Origin of the sequence: Streptomyces sp. NPDC055962 (assembly GCF_042270185.1) — a bacterium.
In the GTDB taxonomy this organism is placed as follows: Bacteria; Actinomycetota; Actinomycetes; order Streptomycetales; family Streptomycetaceae; genus Streptomyces.
The window spans coordinates 48,626-70,735 of the sequence record NZ_JBHJYN010000012.1 but is presented as its reverse complement, the minus strand read 5'-3'; the positions used below and the strand labels follow the sequence as shown (position 1 = coordinate 70,735).

The following is a 22,110-nucleotide window of genomic DNA, read 5'->3' as shown; positions in this document are numbered from 1 at the left end:
GCACGGCGGCGCAAGGCCGGGACGGGCCGAGATATCGTACGGCGGTCTGTTCGCCGTGCGGAAGGAGCAGATGCCGCAGCCCGCAGGCCTCCGTCGAACCCGGACAGACCGCAACCTCTGCCGGGAACGTGGCTCACAGCTGCACGGCTCCGGCACGAAGACCTGCGACCAGGTGATGACCGTCCACATCCCGCCGGGGCGTACTTCGCACCGCTGATACCTCTGGAGGCAGACCGTGTCCACGCAGGCCCGTACGTCCGAACGCCGGCCCCCGGGCGACCGGGCCGTAGCCAATCTGATCGCCCGCTATGCCGAACTCGTGGACGACGGTGACTTCGAAGGGCTGGGCGACCTGCTCGCGGACGCGTCCTTCACCGGAGGCGGTGGGACGGTGAGCGGCCGCGAGGCGATCCGGAAGATGTTCCAGGACACCCTCATCGTCTACGCCGACGGCACTCCGCGGACTCAGCACGTCACCACGAACCTCTCCGTCGAGGTGGACGAGGATGCGGGTACGGCGGCCTCGCGTTCGTATGTGACCGTGTGGCAGGCGTTGCCGGATCTGCCGCTCCAGGCCATCGCCGGGGGCCGCTACCACGACCGGTTCGAGCGTCGCGGCGGGGAGTGGCGCTTCGTCGATCGGCGGGTCCGCATCACTCTCGTCGGCGACGTGGGCCGGCACCTGCGCCCGGCCGCGCGACACGGGTAGCTCCGCCCCGGCACAGGGGTGGCTCCGCCCGGCTCGGGTCCTCCCAAGGCAGAGGAAAAGGGGGGTGAGAGGGGACGTCCGGCCGTGCTTACATGGCCGCCATGGTGTCTCCTGAGCGTCTGCTCGCCTTCGCGGCCATGTCATTCGTGCTGATCATCATCCCTGGTCCGAGCGTGCTGTTCGTGATCGGCCGGGCGCTGGCGCAGGGGCGCCGTGCCGCGCTGACCACCGTCGTGGGCAACACCCTGGGCGCATACGTCCTCGTCGCGACCGTGGCGCTCGGCGTCGGGTCGATCGTGGAGCGTTCCGTCCTCGTCTTCACGGTGCTCAAGACGGCCGGTGCCGCCTACCTGGTGTACCTGGGGATCAAGGCGTGGCGGCAACGGGGTTCGCTGCAGGCCGCCTTCACCGGTGCCGCGGGCGCGCGGGGAAGCCTGCGCACGCTGTCGGAGGGCTTCATGGTCGGTGTGGCCAACCCCAAGACCATTGTCTTTTTCGCGGCGGTGCTGCCGCAGTTCGTCGACCGCGCCCAAGGGCATGTGGTGGTTCAGATGCTTCTGCTGGGGCTCGTCTTCACCGTCATCGCGCTGGCCAGCGACAGCGTGTGGGGGCTGGCCGCTGCCACCGGCCGGGAGTGGTTCGCCCGCTCGCCCCGGCGGCTCTCCCTGGTCGGGGGCATCGGAGGGATCACGATGATCGGCCTCGGCCTCACGGTCGCGACGACAGGCCGCAAGGACTGACCGCGCGGAGGGGCTGTCCTGCGAACGGGGAGTGGGGAGTGTCCGGACCGCGGCCGGCTGTCGCTCAGTTTCCGGCCCCGCCGTCCCCGTGCAGCCGCATCAAGTCCAGGTCCTCGCCCCGACCTGGTCGACCCTGGCGGGAAGCTTTGAATGATGGTTCACTCCTTGCATGGCCTACCGCAAGACCCCCGCCGAGATCAGCCGGCTCGAAGCCGCGCGGGAGCACCTCATCGCCTGTGCCACCGCGGTCGTCGCGGAAGTGGGCTGGTCACAGGCGTCCGTGACCGCCGTGGCCGACTCCGCCGGCATCGCGGCCGGCTCGGTGTACCAGCACTTCCCGTCCAAGGCGGCGCTCGCCGTCGAGGTCTTCCGGCGCGCCGCCGGACGTGAGGTCGAGGTGCTGGGCGAGGTGCTGCACGGCCCGGGCGACCCCGTGGAACGGCTCCGCCGAGGAGCCGAGGTCTTCGCCCGTCGCGCCCTGGAGAACAGAGGCCTCGCCTACGCGCTGCTCGCCGCACCCGCCGAACCCGCGGTGGGCGCGGAGCGTCTCGCGTTCCGGCGCCGCTACCGCGCCCTCTTCGCCGACGTGATCCACGGGGGCATGGCGGCGGGACAACTCCCGCCGCAGAACGCCGGGATCACCGCGGCCGCCCTCACCGGGGCGATCGGGGAGGTGCTCGTCGACCCGCTCTCCGCCCCTGACGCGGGAGCCACCGAGGAACTGCTCGCCGATCTCACCGCCACCGCGCTGCGCTGCGCGGGCGCCCCGGCCACCTGACCCCCGATCCGCTCCCGGAGGAAGCCCGATGACGACGACCGGTTCCGCCACCCACGAAGTGACCAACCAGGCACCGCCGTTGGCGGGCCACGACGCCGCAGACGACCCGGTGCTCCTCGACGGCGTGCGGAGGGAGGGCGCCGCGTGGCATCTCGACGACCTGCACCGGCTCGGCCGCCTGGTCGGCTCCGAGGAGGCGCAGCACCGCGCGGACCAGGCGAACCGGTTCGAACCCGAACTGCGCACCCACGACCGCTACGGCCACCGCATCGACGAGGTCGAGTTCCACCCCGCCTACCACTCCCTGATGGACACGTCGGTGAGCGAGGGCCTCGCGGGCGCCGCCTGGGCCGACGAGCGGCCCGGCGCCCACGTGGCACGGGCCGCCGGCTTCATGCTGACCACGATGCTGGAGCCGGGACACCTGTGCCCTGTCTCGATGACGTACGCGGTGGTCCCGGCCCTCCGCCACGCCCCGGACCTCGCCAAGACGTACGAGCCCCTGCTCACCGGGCGCGTCTACGATCCCGGGCTGCGGCCCCCCGCCGGGAAAGGCGGCCTGCTCGCCGGGATGGGCATGACGGAGAAGCAGGGCGGCACCGATGTCCGTGCCAACACCACGACCGCCACCGAGCAGAGCGACGGGACATGGCGGCTGCGCGGGCACAAGTGGTTCACCAGCGCCCCGATGAACGACCTGTTCCTCGTGCTGGCGCAGGCACCCGGCGGCCTCTCCTGCTTCCTCCTCCCGCGCGTCCTGCCAGACGGCAGCCGCAACACCTTCCGCATCCAGCGCCTCAAGGACAAGCTGGGCAACCGCTCCAACGCCAGCAGCGAACCGGAGTTCGACGACACCGTCGCATGGCTCGTCGGCGACGAGGGCAAGGGCGTACGGACGATCATCGAGATGGTGACGATGACACGGCTCGACTGCGTCCTCGGCTCCGCGGCGGGCACCCGTGCCGCCCTCGCCCAGGCCGTCCACCACGCCCGGTACCGGTCGGTGTTCGGCGCCAAGCTGATCGACCAGCCCCTGATGCGCAACGTGCTGGCGGACCTCGCGCTGGAGTCCGAGGCCGCCACGACACTCGGGCTGCGGCTGGCCGGTGCCGCCGACCGGGCCCGGCGGGGGGACTCCAAGGAGCGCGCCTTCCTCCGCCTGGCCACCGCGGCCGGCAAGTACTGGGTCTGCAAGCGCCAGCCCGCCGCCGTGGCAGAGGCTCTGGAATGCCTCGGCGGCAACGGCTACGACGAGGCGTCCGGCATGCCGCGCCTCTACCGCGAAGCACCTCTCAACGGCATCTGGGAGGGCTCCGGCAACGTCAACGCACTGGACCTGCTGAGGGCGCTGGCGCGTGAACCCGAGTCCCTGGAGGCGTTCCGCGCGGAGATCGAGCCGGCGGCGGGGGCCGACCGCCGGCTGGACGCCGCCTGGCGGGCACTCCAGGGAGAGCTCGCCGACACGGCGGACGCCCCCCTGCGGGCCCGCCGCGTCATCGAACGCGCGGCGCTCGTGCTGCAGGGCTCCCTCCTCGTCCGGCACGCGCCCGCCGCCGTCGGCGACGCGTTCTGCGCGTCACGCCTGGCCGGGGACCAGGGGATGGCCTTCGGGACCCTGGCCGCAGGCACGGACTTCGGCGGGCTGATGGAACGCCTCCCCGTATGAGAGATGTCATGTGAACCGATGACAGACCGCACTGCCGCCCGGCTCGCCCCGCCGAGAGCCTGGAGTGCATGAACGCAATCATCGAGAGCGTCGGACTGAGGCGCAGCTATCGGGGGTTCGACGCCGTACGCGGCGTCGACTTCACCGTGGCCCGCGGAGAGCTGTTCGCCCTGCTCGGCACCAACGGTGCGGGGAAGACCTCCACCCTGGAGCTCCTGGAGGGGCAGGCCGTGCCCTCCGGGGGAACCGTGCGGGTGCTGGGCCGGGACCCGTTCCGCGACCGGGCGGCGGTCCGGCCCCGGGTCGGAGTGATGCTGCAGGAGGGCGGCTTCCCTACGGAGCTGACCGTCCTGGAGACCGTGCGGATGTGGGCGGGCTGCACCAGCGGCGCCCGGCCGGCCGGCGAAGCCCTCGAACTGACCCGCCTGAGCGACCGGCGCACCGTACGGGTCAAGCAGCTCTCCGGTGGTGAACGCCGCCGCCTCGACCTCACTCTCGCCCTGCTGGGCCGCCCGGAGGTGCTGTTCCTGGACGAGCCCACGACGGGGCTCGACGCACAGTCCCGCCGGGACACCTGGGAGCTGATCCGGGAGCTGAAGGCCCAGGGCACGACCGTGCTGCTCACCACGCACTACCTGGAGGAGGCGGAGCAGCTGGCCGACCGGCTGGCGATCATGCACCGTGGGCTGATCGCCACGACCGGACGGGTGTCCGACGTGGTCGCCGAGCGGCCCTCCCGCATCAGTTTCGACCTGCCGGCCGACAGGTTCCTGGGCGAACTGCCGCCGCTCGCGGCGATGGGCGTGACCCGGCACGAGACCGAGGGTCGGACCGTACGGCTGGAGACCAGGGAGCTGCAGCGCACCGCGACCGAGCTCCTCGCGTGGGCGCACCACGCCGGAGTGGAGCTCCGGGCCCTCGACGCCCGGTCGGCCTCCCTGGAGGAGGCGTTCATGGAGATCGCCAGGGGCCTGGAGAACGAGGAGACACGATGACCACGACCGCAGGTGTGACACGACCTGAGGCCGCCGCGCCTGCGCGGAGCGGTGCCGGGGCCCGGCTGGCCGCCCTCGGCCGCGCGGAGCTGACCCTGCTGCTGCGCAGCAGGGCGGCGCTGATCACCGCGCTCCTCGTGCCGGCCGTCACGGCCTTCTCGATGCGGGGCATGGTCAGGAGCCTGGACCTGGGCGGCACCGGCCTGTCGATCGCCACCGTCCTGCTGCCCGGTGCACTGGGGCTGGCGCTCATCTTCTCCGTCTACGCGAATCTGGTCGGTGTCTACGTCACCCGGCGCGAGAGCCTCGTGCTCAAGCGGCTGCGCACGGGCGAGGTGCGCGACTGGGAGATCTTCGCCGGAGGTGCGCTCCCGGCGCTGCTGCTGGCACTGGTGCAGTGCGTGCTGCTGGTCATCGGCCTCACCGTGACCCTGGACGCGCCCGCGCCCGCGGCCCCTCACCTGGTCGTCGTCGGGCTGCTGACCGGTGGGGCGCTGCTCGTGGCCGCCGCGGCGCTGACCGCCGCGGTCACCCGGACGGCAGAGAGTGCGCAGCTGACCTTCCTGCCGTTCTGGCTGCTGAGCATGGCCGGCTCCGGGATGTTCGTACCGCGTGAGGTCCTGCCCGGCGTGGTGGCCGACATCAGCGCGTGGCTGCCCTTCTCACCGGTGACGGACCTCCTGAGGGGGGCCTGGACGGGCGATCTCGGGATCATGGACCAGGGGCGCCTCGTGCTCGCCGCGCTGGCCTGGACAGGTGTGGCGGCCCTCGGCGTGCGGCAGTGGTTCCGCTGGGGCCCGCGCCATTGAGTACCGCGGTCCCGGAACGGGAGAGCTGAGACCATGAGCGTGAACGACTGGGTGGAACGGCTCGGCGGCCCCGACGGCCTCCGCCGGTACCGCCGCTCCGCACTCGCCAGCGTCGCCTTCTTCCCCGTCTGCGAGGTGGGGCTCTGGGTGCTCTGGGCGACGACGACGGACGCCGGCGCCTCCACGCCGGCAACGGTCGCCGTACTCGGCGTGGTCCATGCCGTGATCCAGACGCTGCTCAGCCGTGCCGCCCTGCGGCACTACCTGGACGCGGGTCCACGGCCCGGCCGGCTCGTGGTGCTGTACGCGGCGGTGACCGCGGGGATCTCCGCCCTGGGGTGCGTGCTGCTGTCGACCGGCCGCATCGACGACCGCGAACTGGCCTCCTGCCTGTTGTGGCTGCTGATGTTCTACTCCGGACCGACCGTCCTGGCGCTGCCGCCCCGGGCAGGCGCCGTCCTCGTCGCAGTCGTCACGATCGGGTCCCTGGCCGGAGCCGTCGCGGCGGGTCTCGACGGCTCGGCCCTGGCCGTCGTGGTCAGCGGCACCGTGCTGCTCGTGCCGTTCCTCGGAGCGGCGTTCCGGGCCACCGGATGGGGCGTCCGGCTGGTCGAGGAACTGGCCGCTGCGCGGGAGACACAGGCACGGCTGGCGGTGGCCGAGGAGCGGCTGCGCTTCGGCCGTGACCTGCACGACGTACTGGGCCGCAACCTCGCGGTCGTGGCGTTCACCAGTGAGCTCGCGGCACAGCTGGCGCGGCGCGGCCGACCCGAGGCGGTCGAGCAGATGGAGGAGGTGCAGCGGATCGCGCAGGAGTCGCAGCGGGAGATCCGGTCCGTGGTCCGCGGGTACCGCACCGCCGATCTGCACACCGAGCTCGCCGGAGCGCGCTCCGTCCTGGAGGCGGCGGGCATCGACTGCCGCATCGAGTACGGACCGGCGGCCCGTCTTCCCTCCGGAGTGCAGACAGCCATCGGCTGGGTGGTCCGGGAGGCGACCACGAACGTGCTGCGCCACGCGCAGGGCGCTTCCCGCTGCACCGTGTCGCTGCGCACAGCGGGACCGGCCGCGGCCCTGCTGGTGATGGAGAACGACGGCGCGGCCGGCACACCACCCGGCACAGGCACAGGACTCACCGGGCTGCGGGAGCGTCTGGCCGTCCTCGGCGGCACCCTGACGACCGCACGCGAGCCCGGCGGGATCTTCCGCCTCACCGCACACATCCCGTGGGAGGACGCAGAATGATCACGGTCCTGCTCGCCGACGACGAGCACCTCATCCGGGGCGCCCTCGCCTCCCTCCTCGCCCTGGAGGACGACATCACGGTCGTCGCGCAGGCCGGGACGGGCGACGAAGCCCTGGCCATGGCGAGGGTGCACCGCCCCGATGTCGCCGTCCTCGACCTCCAGATGCCCGGCCCCGACGGCGTGACCGTCGCCGCGGAACTGCGCGACACCCTGCCCGGCTGCGTTTCGATGATCGTCACCAGTCACGCCCGGGCCGGTGCCCTGAAGCGCGCGCTGGGTGCCGGGGTGCGCGGCTTCGTGCCCAAGACGGTGTCCGCGCACCACCTGGCCGAGATCATCCGCACCGTCCACACCGGCGGCCGCTACATCGACCCGGAACTGGCAGCCGACGCCATCGCCGTGGGCGAGTCACCGCTGACGGCGCGCGAGGCTGAACTCCTGTCGTACGCCGAGGACGGGGCGCCGGTCGGCGACATCGCCTCGCGCGCCCGGCTGTCCGCCGGAACGGTCCGGAACTACCTCTCCTCCGCGGCGATGAAACTGGGCGCCGAGAACCGCCATGTCGCCGCCCGCACGGCCCGCGAACGCGGATGGCTCTGAGGCGCGGTCCCCGGGGTCATGCGCGCGGTGACGACGCTCCGACCGCCTCGGCAGGCCCCCGGAACCCGCTCGTCTTGTGAGCCGACCCATAGGGCGCAGATCACATACGAGGCGCGGTAGTAGGCCTGGTGGCGGGGCCCCGCGCCGCACGAGCGCGTCGGCCGGCCTCCCGGCCCGGTCCTACGTAGACACGTAGTAACAGGGGGCATTGCCCTCTCCCCGGCGTGCCGCTAACCATGGTTCGAGCCCGGGAGCCGACCCGGCGAGCCGGTCGAGCGGCGCACGAGTCCGTACGGACCTCGCCGCGCACGTCCGCTCCGCCACCGGTCCCGTGGCCGTCCTGTCATCGCAGCAAGGAGAGTGTTCTATCCGTACGTCCGCTCAGTCCCTCGCCCCTGTCACCCGTGCCGCCCGGATCCGTACGTACGCGGTGTCCGGTCTCTGCGTCGCCGGAGCCGCAGCAGCGGCCCTGACTCTCGCTCCGTCCCCGGCGCACGCCGCCGAGCCGGCCTCGCACGGTGTGACCACGGCCGGGGTCTCGGCAACCGGAGTGTCCGCGCAGGCCGACGCCCTCGCCAAGAAGGCCGGCAAGGCGGCGTCGGACTCGGACAAGCTGGACCACTGGATCCGCAAGTCCCTCAAGATCATGAAGGCCGAGGGGATCCCGGGCACCTACGAGGGCCTGCACCGCAACATCATGCGTGAGTCGGGCGGCGACCCCGACGCGGCCAACGGCTGGGACGTCAACGCGCAGAACGGGACGCCCTCCAAGGGGCTCCTGCAGGTGATCCAGCCGACGTTCGAGGCCTTCCACGTCGACGGTACGTCCAAGGACCTGACCGACCCGGTCGCCAACATCACCGCGGCCGCCAACTACGCCGCCGACAAGTACGGCTCCATCGACAACGTCGACTCCGCCTACTGATCACAGGCAGCGAAGGCTGCACGGCCCTCCCCGGGGAGCCGGCCGGACAGCCCGGGCTTCCGCCCACACGCGTCACCGCCCCGGCCGGTCACCCGACCAGCCGGGGCTTCGCCGTGCCCGGACCCCGCAGGAGCTACCGCAGCCCCGTCTGTGGCGTACAGATCTGGCACGCCTCGATGCCGGGTTCCGCCAAGGCGACGAGTGCGTCCTGGCGGTCGATGTAGCCGAAGTCGTTCTTGTACAACGTGCACGACCCCCGGTGCAGCAGCGCGCTGTCGCTGGAGCGCTGGGGCTGGATCTTCCACGACTGCTCGGCCCGAGCCTGCTCCCGCCGGCGCAGGTCGGCCTTCTCCTGGCTCTCGAGCTCCCGGACCTTCTGGTCCGCACACCTGAGCTGCCACGCGAGGTACTCCCGTGTGGCCCGCCACTTCTCGAGCCGCGATATCCCGCCGGATTCCGACATCGGACTCAGACCGCCCCGTCCGTGGCCGCCGCCGCGTCCTCGTGGGTGTGCTTGAGCGCCATACGCCCCGCGACCACCGCACTGCGCTCCAGCGTCGCCCAGAACGGATGCGTGGACACCGTGATGCTCAGTTCGAGGAAGCGGGCCCGGAACGCGGCGACCTCCCGGTGCTGCTCCTCGGTGTAGCCGGGGCTGTCGGGCTTGGAGGACCGGTAGTCGCTGTGCACCTGCTTGTCGCCCTCCCACCCGGGCATGGGCTCGGCCGACCACGGCAGGGTCCGGGCGTACTGCTCGTAGGCGGCGCGGGTCTGGTGCAGGGCGAGCTGGGCGTCGCACAGGTCCTGGGGGAAGTCGTACGTGGTCACCCGTGAATGGTACGTCTGTTCGAATTGCTGATGCGAGGGCGCGCCGACGCGGAGGAGCCGGCCCACCCGAACGGCCGCCCTCCTCGGTCTGCGGATGTGTCCGCACCGGCTCTCCGGCAGGAGTGAACCAGGTGGGCCGGTGGGTACGGGGGGAGCCCGTCCGCGGAGGGGGTGGCGGCCAATAGGGTGATCGCATGTCTGTCATGCTGAGCTCAACCAAGACACGGGCCGCGCTCCGTACGTCGGCGCGCGTCTCGGTCGAGCTGCTCCTCGTCCTTGTCATGGCCGCGACCGCGATTTGGCTCCTGGGCCGCATGTGGTCGGTCGTCTGGCCCCTCGTCGTCGGCCTGTTGCTCACCACCCTGACGTGGCCCACGGTCCGCCACCTGCGCGGGCGGGGGTGGCCCCCGGCTCTCGCGGCCTCGGTGGTGACCGTGGCGTTCCTCCTGGTCGCCGGGGGAGTCGTGGCGCTGATCGCGGTGCCGGTGGCCTCCCAGTCCGGGGAACTCGCCGACGGCGTGGTCGAAGGCATCCAGAAGCTGCGCGAATGGGCCTCGGGTCCGCCGCTCAACATCGGTGACGACCAGATCACCGGGGCGTTCGATTCAGCGACCGCCCGCATCCAGGACAGCGTCGGCAGCATGGTGACCACCGTCGTCACGGGGGTGAGCACGGTCGTCAACGGTGTGGTCACCGCCGTCCTGGCGGTCTTCCTGATGTTCTTCATGCTCAAGGACGGCCCCCGGTTCCTGCCCTGGCTCGAACGCCAGCTGCCCGGTCGCCTGGCCACCGATGTTCCGACCGTCGCCGCGCGCGGCTGGGCGACGCTGGGCGAGTTCGTGCGCTCCCAGGCGTACGTCGGCCTGCTCGACGCCGTCCTCATCGGCATCGGTCTGTGGATCGTCGGGGTGCCGCTGGTGCTCCCGCTGGCGGTCCTGACCTTCGTGTCCGCGTTCGTACCGATCGTCGGAGCCCTCTTCGCCGGCTTCGTCGCGGTCCTGATCGCCCTGGTGTCCAACGGGCCGACCGACGCACTGATCGTGCTGGCGATCATCGTCGTGGTGCAGCAGCTCGAAGGGAACGTGTTCCAGCCCATGATCCAGAGCCGCGGGCTCGGCCTGCACGCCGCGGTCGTCCTCCTCGCGGTGACGCTCGGCGGCAGCCTCGCGGGAATCGTGGGCAGCCTCCTCGCCGTGCCCGCCGCCGCGCTCATCGCGGTGGTGTGGAACTACGTGCGGGAGCAGCTCGGAGAGCCGGGCCCGGACCCGGACAGCGGCCCCGCTCCGGGCGAGGACCCGGCTCCGGACGCCGACCCGGAGAACCCGCGCGTCGCCGTGTGACGAGGCCCGCCCGGCGTCGGGGAAAGCCGGGCCCGTCCGTGATCTGCCGTGATGCCGGCAGGTGACGGACGGGCCCCCGAGCGCCGGGCGGCGGTGCTCAGGTGTACTTCTGCGCGGCTTCGCGGCGCTGCCTCTTGCCCAGGGCCGCCTGGGAGAGGTCCTCGGCCTGGGACCGGAGATTCTTGTAGCCGTATCCCCGTTGCGCCAGCCATGCCTTCGCCGCCTCTTCGGCCCGCTCGGTCGCCTCGAGGATGTCCTCCTCTTCCTCCCCGGAGTCCTGGAAGCGGAAGGTGAACGCGGACCGTGCGGTGATGTCGTAGCTGAGGTGTCCTTCGGGGGTGAACGCGGCGCGCAGCACGTCGTGCTCCGCGGCCCGGGCCAGGAGCTCGGCGCGCTGGTCGGTGGTGAGCCCGTCGAAAACACCGCGGACAGTGATACGGAACGTACGCGTACTCATCCCAGGACCCTAGCCAGCCGGCGGGGCAGGAAGCCACCGGATTTCCCGGAGCGCACGGTCCGGGGCACACGGGCCGCCGGCTCCGGAGGTCACCTCGGCGGCGAGACCTGCGCGCGCACCCACGCGGGGTCGGGGTTGACGTGCGGCCGGCCTGCCACCACCACGGTCGGTACGGTCTCGTCGCCGTCGTTGGCCGCCCGCACCACGGACGCGCCCGCCGGGTCGCGCCAGATGTCCACCCAGTGCAGCCGGCGCGCCCGTCGGCCCAGCCGGAACCGGAGGCGCATGCAGAACGCGCAGCCCGGCCGCCAGTAGACGACCGGACGGCCGTCCGCCGCGCTGCGACGCTGCGCCTCCGCGGCGCCGATCGACCGCGGGAACGCCAGCGGCGAATACGTCCCCGCGAGCACGACGAACAGCAGCAGGAGCACGACGGCGGTGCCGGGCAACCCTCTGGTGAACAGCGAGATCGCGACGAACGCGCCGCAGAGCACGAGCAACATCGACAGCATCCAGGCGCGCATCATGAGGCCGCATGCTATCGGTGGCCGCGTGCCGCGATCCGGCGCCCGGGGCGGACGGCCCTCGGGACACCGGACCACGGAGGACATCCCGCCCGCCGCCGTTCCAGGGGATCAGCTGCCCGTTCGGAACCGGCGGGCCCCGGGGCGCGGGAGGTCAGAGGCGTCCCCGGGGGACCACGGTGAACGTGCCGCGGCCGGCGGGCAGGTTCACCGTGTACTGACGCAGGTAGGTGTCCAGATACGGTGACCGGGCACCACCGGTCGCGATGTCGTCGGACGGGTCGTCCAGGGCCAGCCGGAGCTGCGCCCCCTCGACCTCGATCGTCTCGCCGGAAGGCGTGTCGCGCCAGGAGCCGGTCCTGACGGAGCCGACCTCGACGGCCAGGACGTGCCCGGCTCCCAGGGTCCAGTCGGTGGCCTTGAGATCGACGGTGAGCCTGCCCGTGGCCAGCAGCGAGACCTGCTCGTCGAACATGACGGCGGTGCCGTCCGGGGCGACGTCGTACAACTTGAGCATGACGTTGCCCTCGCCCTCGGCCTTCAGGCTCACCTGCGGGGTCCCTGTGACCCGCACCGCCTTCGCGAGCGCCTCGGACCACACGAAGTAGCTCGACGTGACCTTCCCGGCCTCCTGGAGCCGGGCCGGCCCCTCGGGCAGTCCCTTCGGCGCCGCCGGCTCCGGGGCGGGCGCATGCTCCATGTCCCGTGCGTCGGAACTCCCCGGGCGCTTCCCGGTGGCAGATCCGCCGGACGGGCCGAGGGAGGCGATACCCGAGAGGCCGCCGTCGTCCACGTAGGAGCCTCCGCCGAGGGACAGGGTGACGCGGCGCTCCACGACCGGCCAGGTCTTCTGGGCCCGCCACGCGCCGGTCGAGTCCTCGACGGCGTAGGCCGGATGACGGACCGTCGGCCTGACACCCTTGAGGTACTGGTCGTAGAACGAGAGGGTCTCCTCGTACCAGCCCTCCCGGCCCATGGCCAGACGGCCGTCGGAGGTGCGGTCACCGCCGCGTACGTGGTCCCACTGTCCGACCCAGCCGCGCTCCGGGCCCTGGTGGTTGTCGAGGTACTCCTGCATCTCCTCGGGCTTGGTGTTGTTCTCGACGAACCCCTGGGTCACGAAGAGCGGGGTGTCGGTGCCCTCGGCCGCTTTCGCGAGGTCGCGGGACACCCAGTGCGGATCGTCCTGGTCGGCGATCCGGTACCCGGCGGAGTTCTGTGCCAGGCACTCGGGATGGTCGTCCTCGTAGCGGGAGTTGGCCAGGTAGTGCGCGTCGTCGTCCGGCAGCTGGCCGAGCGTGGCGATGGAGTTGTAGGCGTTGGCGGTCCCGGTGACGTTCGGGCGGGGCACACCGTTGGAGTAGATGTACTGGTACATGTCCCAGACGGGTTCCTGGGCGACGACGGCCTTGAGGGCCCGCTGGTCCAGGTTGTTGCCGATGAGCCCCGTCACGGCGTCGTAGGACTTGCCGTACAGACCGACCGAGCCGGTGGACCAGGGCTGTCTCGCCGCCCAGTCGACGGCCGCCTTCACGTCCGCCTGTTCACCCGGTCCGCCCCAGTCGAGGCAGCCGGTCGACCCGCCGAAGCCGCGCAGGTCCACCATGACGAAGGCATAGCCCTGGTCGAACAGGTCGGTGCCCTCGACGAAGTCCTGGAAGCGGGTGGAGGGCCCGGTGTGCGTCCAGCCCTCGGCGCCGGACTGCCCGGAGTGACCGAAGTACGGCCCGACCGACAAAACGACCGGAACCCTGGCCTTCTTCGGCAGCCGTTCGGGCAGCAGGACGTCGGCGTGCAGTTCGGTCCCGGAACGGTCCGAGGACGGGAAGTAGTGCTGCGTCCAGCGCGCCCCCTCGGGCACCCGGTCGTTCTCCTGGTGGGTGACGGGGACGGCCGCGATGGAGGTTGGCCCCTGCTCCGCCGTCGGCCCGGATGCGGCGGCGGGGCCGGCGAGGGCGGCGGTCAGTGCGAGGCTCGTGACAAGTGCTGAGGCGGCCCGTCCGGCCGTGCGACGTGCTCTCACATGCTTCTCCCGGCTCGGTGGGTACGGGGTCACGCAGTGGTGCAGGCCGAGCAGCGGCACCCGGCCCGCCGTGACGGGTGCGACGGTGGTCGCGCGCACATCCACGGTGCTGGGTCGCAGTCGCGGGGACGAGCCGGAGCCGACGGTGACGAAGTCTATGATCGTACCGGGGTGGCTTCAATATGCAGGTGGGCCACGTGTGTTGCCGATGGGACCGGCTTCGCGAGCCGGGCGCGTGGAAGCGGGGGAGCGCCGTCCCCGGCGACCTGGCAGGGAGAGAACGGTCACCCGGCCACGACAAGGCGGCGGGTGGACGGAGGGGCACGGACCGGGCCGTCGGCCCGCCGTACCAGACCCGTGAACCGTCGTCCGGCGCCTCCGCTCACGGTCGTGGGGCCTTCCGGGTCGCGTCGGTGACGCGGTCGATCCGGTAGTAGTCCGCGACGCACTCTCCGGGCCAGTAGGAGCGGCCCCGCCGGCTGAACGGCTCCAGCATCTGGCTGATCACGAGCCGCTCGTACGGGAGGACCTCCGCACCGGCCCCCGCCCCTTCGCGAAGCCGACGGTCCTGGGCGTCCCACTTCACGGCCCGTGCGCGCAGCTCCGCGTCGAGATCGAGCAGCCCCACGGCCGGGCCGACGCAGGCCACGACGCAGAGCACCGCGCACACGGCCCGGAGCAGGCCGGTCGCCGTGCGCGCCTGCCTCCCGGCCGCGAGCCCCAGCAGCGCGCCGGCACCGATCAGCAGGGCCACGAACAGCAGGAGGTAGTCGTTCCAGAGGCGGGCGGCGCTGGGTGCACTCACCCGGTCCTGGAACACCGGGTGGGCGATGACCGTACAGACGTATCCGGACACCAGGAACGCGGCGACTCCGGCGCACGCCGTCAGGGGCCGGCCGACGGGCGGACGGGGCGTGTTCCCGTCCGGGGTTCGGCACAGCAGGCCCAGGAGCACCCCCACCGCGAGCGCCCCGACGTACGGCCAGGTGGTGACCACGGTGAGGACGATCTCCCCGAACCCGCGCAGAGAGGCAGCGAGCGACTCCGGGGCGACCATGGACGCCGTACCCGCCCCGAACCGCTCCCGCCGGTGCTGCGAGCCGGGGGACGTGACCAGGACGACGGCACCGGCGCCGACTCCGGCCATCCCCGCCGCGCACCACCGGCGGAGGAAGGTGCGCGCCGGCCCCGCGGCTCCACGGAGGCTGAGGAGGAGGGCGGTGGCCAGCAGCACCGCCACGACGACCGCGGTCTCCTCCGACAGGGTGCCGATGGCCAGGCCGGCGAACGCCACGACGGCGAGCGCCACGCCCCTCCCGCGGCGCGAACGGGCCGCGAGGAACGGGAGCAGCGCGGCGCAGGCAAGCACGGGCGGCATCGTGTGCGAGACCGACGCGGCCGGCCAGTAGAACGTCTTGTACGTGTTGGGCGTGGCGAACAGGAAGAGAACGGTCGCCATGGCGGCGACCAGCAACGGCAGCCCGCGCGGCACGGTGAGCCCGGCGCGCCGCAGGGCGAGGACCGTCACGGCCCGGAACACCGCGAGCGTCAGCGCGCCGGTGACAAGACCGAACCACTGGTGGCCGGGGACCTGGAACGTCGCGTAGGCACCGACGAGCAGCGCGTTGGCGACCCGCCCGTTGTCCTCGAAGTAGAACTGCCCGATGAGGCCCGCGATTCCCCCGTCGCGCACCGCGGGCAGGAAGCACCAGTCGTCGGCACCGGGCCGGACCGACCGTCCGAACCACGCGGCGGCGGCGAGCAGGGCGAGGGGCGGGAGGGAGAGAACCGTCAGCCGGAGCCGGTCCCGCGTGTGCGGTGGCCGCACGCGGTCCGGCACGCCCCGCGGTTCACGGACGTCCGGCGTCGCCCGGTGTCCGGCGGGCCGGGGACCGCGGATTCCGGTGTGCCGTCGGACATGGCGGCTCACCGGTCCTCTGAGGAGTTGAGGGGGAGTTCGGGGAGGGGAGCGATCATCGTCCGTCCGGGCGTCCGCCCTGCGTTTCCGGCATCCCCGTCGTCCTCGACGTCCCCGGCCGGCGCGGAGCCTGCGCGCCGGCCCGACATGATCGCCCACCGGGCCAGCAGGAAGGAGACCGGGGTGACGAGGACACCCGCCGCGAGGGCCGCCAGGTTCTTGTCCATGCCGAGCCCGCCGACCGCGGCGTACAGCAGCACCCCGGAGGCCACGAGGTTGACGGCGCTCGACACGGGATAGCGCACGAACGCCCGCCATGTCGGCCTCGTCCGGCAGGTGACGTAGGAGTTGAGCAGGAACGAGCACACGATGCTGACCGCGTACCCGAGGACATGGGCCACCAGATAGGGGATCCATCGGTTCAGTACGGCGTAGACGCCGAGATAGACAGCCGTGTTCACGCACCCGACCAGGACGAAACTGCCGAACTGGCGGACGGTGCGGGCCCGGGGCGCGGCGGGCTCCCGCAGATCCATGATGTCCGGGGGAGCGGGACGGACCGGCAGCGCCGGTCCGCTCTCGTCGGTCTCCCGCACCACGTAGGGCGGACGGTGCTTCGCCTCGTGGTAGATGCGGCCCACGTATTCGCCGATGACCCCCAGGGTGACCAGCTGGATGCCGCTGAGCGCCACCACCGCGGTGAGCAGGGTGGCGTAGCCCGGCGTGTCCGCGCCGTGCAGCACGACCTTCACCACGGTCCACAGCGCGTACGCCAGTGCGGAGAGGAAGATCCAGAAGCCGGTGTAGATGGCCAGGCGGAGCGGACGGTTGTTGAAGGAGAGGAGCCCGTCGATGCCGTAGTTCAGCAGCCTTCTGCTCCCCCACTTCGACCGGCCCGCCACGCGTTCGCTGTTCCGGTAGCGGAAGCTGACGGTGTCGAAGCCGATCCAGGAGAAGATCCCCTTCGAGAAGCGGTTGCTCTCCGGCAGTGACAGGACGCTCCGGACCGCCCGACGGGACAGCAGCCGGAAATCACCCGTCCCGTCGAGGAGCTCCACGTCCACACAGCGGCGCACGACCGCGTAGTAGGTGTGGCTGAGCGTGCTGCGGACCAGGCCCTCGCCCGTGCGGTCGCGACGCGGGATGACCTGGTCGTAGCCGTGGCGGTGCAGTTCGAGCATGCGGGGGATGAGACCGGGCGGGTGCTGCAGGTCGGCGTCCATGATGACCACGGCGGCCCCCCGCGCCATGCGGAGTCCGGCGAGCATGGCCGCCTCCTTGCCGAAGTTCCGGCTGAACGCCGTGTAGCGCGTACGGTCGTCCCGCGCGGCGAAGGAGCTGAGCAGCATCCGGGTGCCGTCGCGGCTCCCGTCGTCCACGTAGCAGATCTCGAAGGGCTCTTTGAGCCCTTCGAGGACGGCTGTCAGAGCCGCGTGGAAGGAGGCGATTCCTTCGGCCTCGTTGAAGCAGGGCACGACGACCGACAGCTGAAGGCCGGTCACGCGGCACCTCCGGACGTCCTCGGGCTCGGACCTGGGATCGCGGGTCGCCTCCGTCCCACACGTTGCGCACCGGTGGCCCATCCAACGGCGAGGTCCTCCCGCCGCTGCCGCGAACGCGCGGGCCGTTGCGTTCTTTCGCACGAATGGCGCACACCTGTCGGGGCGCGACGGCCGGCCCGGCGCGCGGCACCGGCGGCCTCAGGCGGGGTTCGGAAGTCCGGGCCGGCGGCTCACCGGGGGTCCGCGCGACGACCACCCCGAGGTCACGGACGGTTCAGCACACGGGCCCCTGGTTCACCGACGGCTCAGCACACGGGCGCCTGGTTCACCGACGGTTCAGCACGGGGAGCACCGGGGTCACCGATGGCTCAGCACGTTGACCACCCGGCCGTTGGGATCACGGACGAAGAACCGGCGCACTCCCCACTCCTCGTCCCCCAGGGGGTGCACGATCTCGGCGCCGCTCTCCCGCATGGCCGCGTAGGCCGCGTCCACGTCGTCCACCTCGATGCTCATGTCCGGCACGACCGGTGCCGTCCTGTCGCGGCTCATGAAGGTGATCTGCGCGGTGGGATGGGTGGGTGAAGCGAGCGTCATCACCCAGCCGAGGTTCATCACCTCCTCGAACCCGAGGAGCCCGTAGAAGCCCCGGCTCTCCTCCATGGCCTCCGAGTTGATGTCGGGCATGACACGGCGGACGGACATCGGCGACTCCTCACCCTGCGTTCGTGTGGGACCCGAACGGTAGCGGTCCGGGGGCCCGCCACGGCGTACGTGCGGTGGCGGGCCCGCCCGTCTCAGCGCCTGGTGCGCACCAGCAGGTAGACGAAGTACGGCGCACCGATGACTGCGGTCATCAGGCCCGCGCCGAGCTGCGCCGGTGCGATCACCGTGCGCCCCGCCAGATCCGCGAGACAGACCAGGAGCCCTCCGAGCAGGAGGGCGACCGGGACCACCCGGACGTGCCGCCGTCCGACGAGGGCGCGCGCCGCGTGCGGGGCGACGAGCCCGACGAAGGCGATCGTCCCGGCGGCCGACACGGCGGTGGCGGCGAGCAGGACGGACGTGACGAGGAAGCCGAGGCGTGCCCTGGGCAGCCCCAGGCCGAGGAGCCTCGGGGTGTCCTCGTCGAGCGCGACGAGGTCGAGCTCGCGGCGGCGCGTCACCGCCACGACGACGCCGACGGCGAGGACGACGGCGACGGGTACCACGTCGGGCATGTTCCGCCCGTACGTCGAACCGGACAGCCAGGTCAGGGCCTTCGTGGTGTCGAAGGGGTCGCTGAGCACGATGACCAGGCTGATCAGGGCCGCGGCGGCGGACGACACCCCGAAGCCGAGCAGGACCAGTCTGTTCTGCCGGAAGCCGCCCCGCGCCGCCAGTCCGAAGACGAGCGTCGCGGTGACCGCCGCCCCGCCGAACGCCGCGCCCGCGATCTCCCACGAGCCGGGGGACTGCGCGGTGGTGACCAGGAGGACCGCGCCGAGACCGGCGCCTCCGGAGACTCCCAGGATGCCCGGTTCCGCCAGCGGGTTACGGGTCACCGCCTGCACCAGCGTTCCTGACAGGGCGAGCGCACCACCGGCGAGGAGCGCGGCCGTCACCCGGGGGACCCGGGTGTCGAGGACGAAGGTGACGACCCGGCCCGCCCGGCCCTGCGCCCAGTTCACGACATCGCCCAGCAGCAGCTTCGAGTCACCGAGCAGAACGGCCGCGAGCAGCACGCCCACCAGGACGACGGCGAGCGTGACCACGGTGACGGCGAACGCCTTCCGCCCGGGGATGCGCAGGCGGTCCGGCGCGTCGGCCGAGGCGGTGTCACGGGTGCGGAGCGCCATCACGACGAGGAAGACTCCACCGACCACGGTCGTGACGACGCCCGTGGGCACCTCCACGGCGGTGTCGGCGGGCACGACCGCGCGCAGCACCACGTCGGAGAGGAGCACGAGCGCGGCTCCGACGAGACCTGCCACGGGGATGGCCACCCGGGAGCGGACGAGCCCCCGGAACCGGCGGGTGAGAGGGCGGACGAGCGCGGGCGCGCAGAGTCCGACGAAGCCGATCGGGCCGGCGAGTGTGACCGCCGCCGCGGAGAGCAGTGTGGCGAGCACGACGGTGGTGACGCGCGTCCCGCGGACGGAGACACCCAGTCCCCGGGCGGCGTCGTCACCCAGCGCCAAGGCGTCGACGCGACGGGCGACCAGGAGGAGCCCGGCCAGGCCGACGGCCACGACCGGGGCCATCTGGACGACGCCGTCGAACCCGTTCTGGCCGACGCTTCCCTGGTTCCACCGGTAGAGACCCTCGGTCTGCTGCGGGAAGAGGAGCAGCAGCGCGTCGGTCACGGCGTTCAGCCCCAGAGCGAGGGCGGTTCCCGCGAGGACCAGCCGGACGGTGCCCTTGCCGAGCCCGGACAGTCCGAGCACGACGGCCGCGGCGGCCAGTCCGCCGGCGAACGCGGCGCCCGACGAGGCGAGGAGCGGGAGGGTGGTCCCGGTGACGGCGAGCACCCCGAGCGCCAGGTAGGAACCGGCGTTCACGGCGAGGGTGTCGGGTGCGGCGAGCACGTTCCGGCTGACCGCCTGGAGGGCGGAGCCGGCCATGCCGAGGGCCAGCCCGACGAGGACGGCGGCGACCATCCTCGGCAGCCGGGACGCGATGACGACGGAGGCGTCCCCCGCCTCGGCGTTGCCGGTGAGCGCGTTCCAGACCTGCGAGGCGCCGACGTCGGCGGTGCCCTGGGTGATGTCGACGGCGGCGAGTGCCGCGATCAGCAGCACGAGCGTGGCCGTCACGGCGACCGCGCCCGTCGTGGCCGCGGCGGTGCGGTCACGGCCGACCGCGGTCTTGTCGATGACGGCCACGGCGCGCTACTTCGTCAGCGCGTCGACGAGGGAGTCGATGTACGCCTCCATCGAGCGGGGACCACCGAACATCCAGACGCCGTCGGGCAGCCGGTGCACGTTGCCGTCCTTCACGAAGGGGAGCGACGTCCACACGGCGTTCTTCGCGAGCGGGCCGGTGAACGTGTCACCGTCGGCGTCGTTGGCGACATAGGTGAACTGGACGTCCCCGAGGCCGGTGAGGCCTTCGACGTCGGTGGTGGCGAGGCCGTAGCTGGCGTCGCCCTTCACCTTCCAGGCGTTCTTCAGGCCGAGCTTCTCGTTGACGGCACCGAGCAGGGACGTGCCGGTGTAGGCGCGGATGGAGACCTGGTTCGACGCTTCGTAACCGTCGGCGGAGGCGATCTCCGCGCCGCCGAGACCGGCGTCCTCGAGGGCCTTCCTGCCGTCGGCGAGACTTGCCTCGAAGTCCTTCATGAGGGCGTCCGCCTCGGCCTCCTTGCCGGTGGCCTTCGCTATGAGGTCGACGCTCTCCGTCATGGAGGCGATCTGGTCGGCGCCGTCGGCGGCCGTCAGCTCCAGGACGGGCGCGACCTTGCGGAGCTGCTTCACCACGGCCGGCGCGAGGTCGGTGGTGGCGACCACGAGGTCGGGCGCGAGCGCGGCGACGGTGTCGATGCTCGGCTCGCCGCGGGTCCCGATGTCCTTGGGGTCACCGGTGAGCGGGGCCGCGGTGTTCCACGCGGTGTAGCCCTTCACGTCGGCGACGCCCACGGGGGCGACTCCGAGGGAGACCAGGTCCTCGACCACGTTCCACTCGGTGGCGACGACCTTCGTGGCGGGGCCGTCGAGCGTCACCTTCGTGCCCTTGGCATCGGTGAGGGTGATCTTCCCCGCGGGCTTCTTCGAGGCCGCGGCGTCGTCGGAGGACGGCTCGGTGGTCCCGCAGGCGGCGAGGGAGAGGGCGGCGACGGCGACGGTGGCCGTGGCGAGGAGGTGGCGTCTCATGAGGAGGTGCTGAGCCTTTCGGATCTGGAGTGGTGGCGGCCGATCGCGCGGGTGCGCAGCCGGCCGGTGGAGGGGTCGGTCCCCACGTCTATACGGATGCCGTAGACGTCGGACAGGAGGTCGGGGGTGAACACGTCCTCGGGCAGGCCGTCGGCGACGATGCGTCCCGCCCGCAGCAGGGCGACGCGGTCGGCGACGGCCGCGGCCTGGTCGAGGTCGTGGAGGACGACGCCCACGGCGATGCCCTGGTCGTCGGCGAGATCGCGGATCAGGTCGAGGAGTTCGACCTGGTAGCGGAGGTCGAGGTAGGTGGTCGGTTCGTCCAGGAGCAGGACGCCCGTCTCCTGCGCGAGGCAGCTCGCGAGCCACACGCGCTGGAGCTGACCGCCGGAGAGCTGTTCGACGCCCCGGTCGGCGAGGTCGGAGACACCGGTGAGGCCGAGCGCCCGGTCCACGGCGGCGGTGCCGCGGGGATCGGGACGGCCCCAGCGCCCCCGGTAGGGGTAGCGGCCGAAGTCGACCACGTCCCGGACGGTGAGTCCGCCCGGCGTCGAGCGGGACTGGGTCAGCAGCGCGACGCGGCGTGCGAACTCACGGGCCCCGAGCGCGAAGCCGTCCGCGGCCTCGTCCGTGCCCGCGTCGACCGTGAGCGATCCGGTGCGAGGGCTCTGCAGCCGGGCGAGCGTGCGCAACAGCGTGGACTTCCCGCTGCCGTTGGGACCCACGAGCGCGGTCACCTCGGCGGGCCGCAGGGTGATGGCCGCTCCGTGCACGACGTCGACGCGGCCGTACGCCACGGTGACCCCGTCGGCGGACAGCCCGTGTCCACGGGGACGTGGTACGGCAGCGGACATAGGGGTGCCCACAGCACTGGAAGTGCTCTCACCAGCTCTCATGGACGTTAGGTTAGCCTGCCCTTATGAGTGCTTGTGACCACCCCCGCCCGATGGGAGAGGGTGACGCCGCGGGGCGCCTGCCTTCTGCGCCCGGGGCCTGCGCGCGCAGAGTGCCCGCAGGCTTCGCACGGCGGTCGTGGCGGGGCGGTGGTCGAGTCGTCCGGCTGTCGGGGCTCGCGAGCGCTGATGAAGAGTCAGGCAAGCCTGCGGAAAGCCGAGTTGCTGCGTGCGTGCGGCCTTCCGATGTGGTGCGACACCCCCCGGGAGCCGTGGCCGGAGAGATGTGGCCGGCGCGCACACGG

Annotated in this window: 21 protein-coding genes; 10 read left to right on the top strand and 11 right to left on the bottom strand. The window is 72.2% G+C overall.

From position 1 onward, the window contains the following. Positions 1–235: 235 nt before the first annotated feature. From ACFC51_RS28200 to ACFC51_RS28160, 9 genes are all read left to right on the top strand, one after another. Positions 236–709, top strand: a complete 474-nt coding sequence (locus ACFC51_RS28200) for a nuclear transport factor 2 family protein (protein ID WP_376368914.1) — start codon at positions 236–238, stop codon at positions 707–709. Between the two features lie 101 nt (positions 710–810). Next, positions 811–1,449 carry a LysE family translocator gene (locus tag ACFC51_RS28195; protein WP_376531522.1) on the top strand — a complete coding sequence of 213 codons (639 nt, stop codon included), beginning with the start codon at positions 811–813 and terminating at the stop codon, positions 1,447–1,449. 169 nt (positions 1,450–1,618) lie between these two features. Continuing rightward, positions 1,619–2,227: a TetR/AcrR family transcriptional regulator gene (locus ACFC51_RS28190; RefSeq protein ID WP_376368911.1), complete on the top strand. Its 609-nt coding sequence runs from the start codon at positions 1,619–1,621 to the stop codon at positions 2,225–2,227. 28 nt (positions 2,228–2,255) lie between these two features. Beyond that, positions 2,256–3,893 (top strand): acyl-CoA dehydrogenase family protein, encoded by a 1,638-nt coding sequence (locus ACFC51_RS28185; protein ID WP_376368910.1) that lies wholly within the window; start codon positions 2,256–2,258, stop codon positions 3,891–3,893. A gap of 68 nt (positions 3,894–3,961) precedes the next feature. After that, positions 3,962–4,888, top strand: a complete 927-nt coding sequence (locus tag ACFC51_RS28180; RefSeq protein WP_376531520.1) for an ABC transporter ATP-binding protein — start codon at positions 3,962–3,964, stop codon at positions 4,886–4,888. Then, positions 4,885–5,697, top strand: a complete 813-nt coding sequence (locus ACFC51_RS28175; protein ID WP_376531518.1) for an ABC transporter permease — start codon at positions 4,885–4,887, stop codon at positions 5,695–5,697. Before ACFC51_RS28180 ends, ACFC51_RS28175 begins: the two co-directional genes overlap by 4 nt. 33 nt (positions 5,698–5,730) lie before the next feature. Next, positions 5,731–6,942 (top strand): sensor histidine kinase, encoded by a 1,212-nt coding sequence (locus tag ACFC51_RS28170; RefSeq protein WP_376368907.1) that lies wholly within the window; start codon positions 5,731–5,733, stop codon positions 6,940–6,942. Beyond that, a complete protein-coding gene (locus ACFC51_RS28165) occupies positions 6,939–7,544 on the top strand; it encodes a DNA-binding response regulator (protein WP_376531516.1) in 606 nt (201 codons plus the stop codon). Before ACFC51_RS28170 ends, ACFC51_RS28165 begins: the two co-directional genes overlap by 4 nt. Positions 7,545–7,911: 367 nt before the next feature. Then, entirely contained in the window at positions 7,912–8,469 is a 558-nt protein-coding gene (locus ACFC51_RS28160) for a transglycosylase SLT domain-containing protein (RefSeq protein ID WP_376368985.1), read from the top strand. A 133-nt stretch (positions 8,470–8,602) separates the two neighbouring features. Here ACFC51_RS28160 and ACFC51_RS28155 read toward each other — a convergent pair whose 3' ends face one another. Both ACFC51_RS28155 and ACFC51_RS28150 read right to left on the bottom strand, forming a co-directional pair. Beyond that, positions 8,603–8,932: a DUF6233 domain-containing protein gene (locus ACFC51_RS28155; protein WP_376368905.1), complete on the bottom strand. Its 330-nt coding sequence runs from the start codon at positions 8,930–8,932 to the stop codon at positions 8,603–8,605. 5 nt (positions 8,933–8,937) lie between these two features. After that, complete coding sequence (locus tag ACFC51_RS28150) at positions 8,938–9,297, bottom strand: hypothetical protein (protein WP_376368904.1); 360 nt, start codon at positions 9,295–9,297, stop codon at positions 8,938–8,940. A 194-nt stretch (positions 9,298–9,491) separates the two neighbouring features. Between ACFC51_RS28150 and ACFC51_RS28145 the strand changes: the two genes are divergently transcribed. Then, on the top strand, positions 9,492–10,637 hold the full coding sequence (locus ACFC51_RS28145) for an AI-2E family transporter (RefSeq protein WP_376531514.1): 1,146 nt from the start codon (positions 9,492–9,494) through the stop codon (positions 10,635–10,637). A gap of 97 nt (positions 10,638–10,734) precedes the next feature. On the opposite strand, the gene ACFC51_RS28140 is transcribed toward ACFC51_RS28145, so the two are convergent. The 9 genes from ACFC51_RS28140 to ACFC51_RS28100 form a co-directional block, all read right to left on the bottom strand. After that, positions 10,735–11,094 carry a DUF6204 family protein gene (locus ACFC51_RS28140; protein WP_376368902.1) on the bottom strand — a complete coding sequence of 120 codons (360 nt, stop codon included), beginning with the start codon at positions 11,092–11,094 and terminating at the stop codon, positions 10,735–10,737. 89 nt (positions 11,095–11,183) lie between these two features. Continuing rightward, positions 11,184–11,621, bottom strand: a complete 438-nt coding sequence (locus ACFC51_RS28135) for a glutaredoxin domain-containing protein (RefSeq protein ID WP_376368901.1) — start codon at positions 11,619–11,621, stop codon at positions 11,184–11,186. A 151-nt stretch (positions 11,622–11,772) separates the two neighbouring features. Further along, the gene (locus tag ACFC51_RS28130; RefSeq protein WP_376531648.1) at positions 11,773–13,641 is read right to left on the bottom strand and encodes a CocE/NonD family hydrolase; all 1,869 of its coding nucleotides are present in this window, start codon (positions 13,639–13,641) and stop codon (positions 11,773–11,775) included. Between the two features lie 382 nt (positions 13,642–14,023). Then, positions 14,024–15,469, bottom strand: a complete 1,446-nt coding sequence (locus ACFC51_RS28125) for a DUF6056 family protein (RefSeq protein ID WP_376531513.1) — start codon at positions 15,467–15,469, stop codon at positions 14,024–14,026. A 98-nt stretch (positions 15,470–15,567) separates the two neighbouring features. After that, positions 15,568–17,061: a glycosyltransferase gene (locus tag ACFC51_RS28120; RefSeq protein ID WP_376368899.1), complete on the bottom strand. Its 1,494-nt coding sequence runs from the start codon at positions 17,059–17,061 to the stop codon at positions 15,568–15,570. 357 nt (positions 17,062–17,418) lie between these two features. Then, entirely contained in the window at positions 17,419–17,766 is a 348-nt protein-coding gene (locus ACFC51_RS28115) for a VOC family protein (RefSeq protein ID WP_376531511.1), read from the bottom strand. Positions 17,767–17,858: 92 nt separating this feature from the next. Then, positions 17,859–19,925, bottom strand: coding sequence for an iron ABC transporter permease (locus tag ACFC51_RS28110; protein ID WP_376531509.1), 2,067 nt, complete (start codon positions 19,923–19,925; stop codon positions 17,859–17,861). Positions 19,926–19,931: 6 nt separating this feature from the next. Continuing rightward, entirely contained in the window at positions 19,932–20,912 is a 981-nt protein-coding gene (locus ACFC51_RS28105; protein WP_376531507.1) for an ABC transporter substrate-binding protein, read from the bottom strand. Next, positions 20,909–21,808 carry an ABC transporter ATP-binding protein gene (locus ACFC51_RS28100; protein ID WP_376368895.1) on the bottom strand — a complete coding sequence of 300 codons (900 nt, stop codon included), beginning with the start codon at positions 21,806–21,808 and terminating at the stop codon, positions 20,909–20,911. The genes ACFC51_RS28105 and ACFC51_RS28100 overlap by 4 nt, the downstream gene beginning before the upstream one ends. Positions 21,809–22,110: the final 302 nt, after the last annotated feature.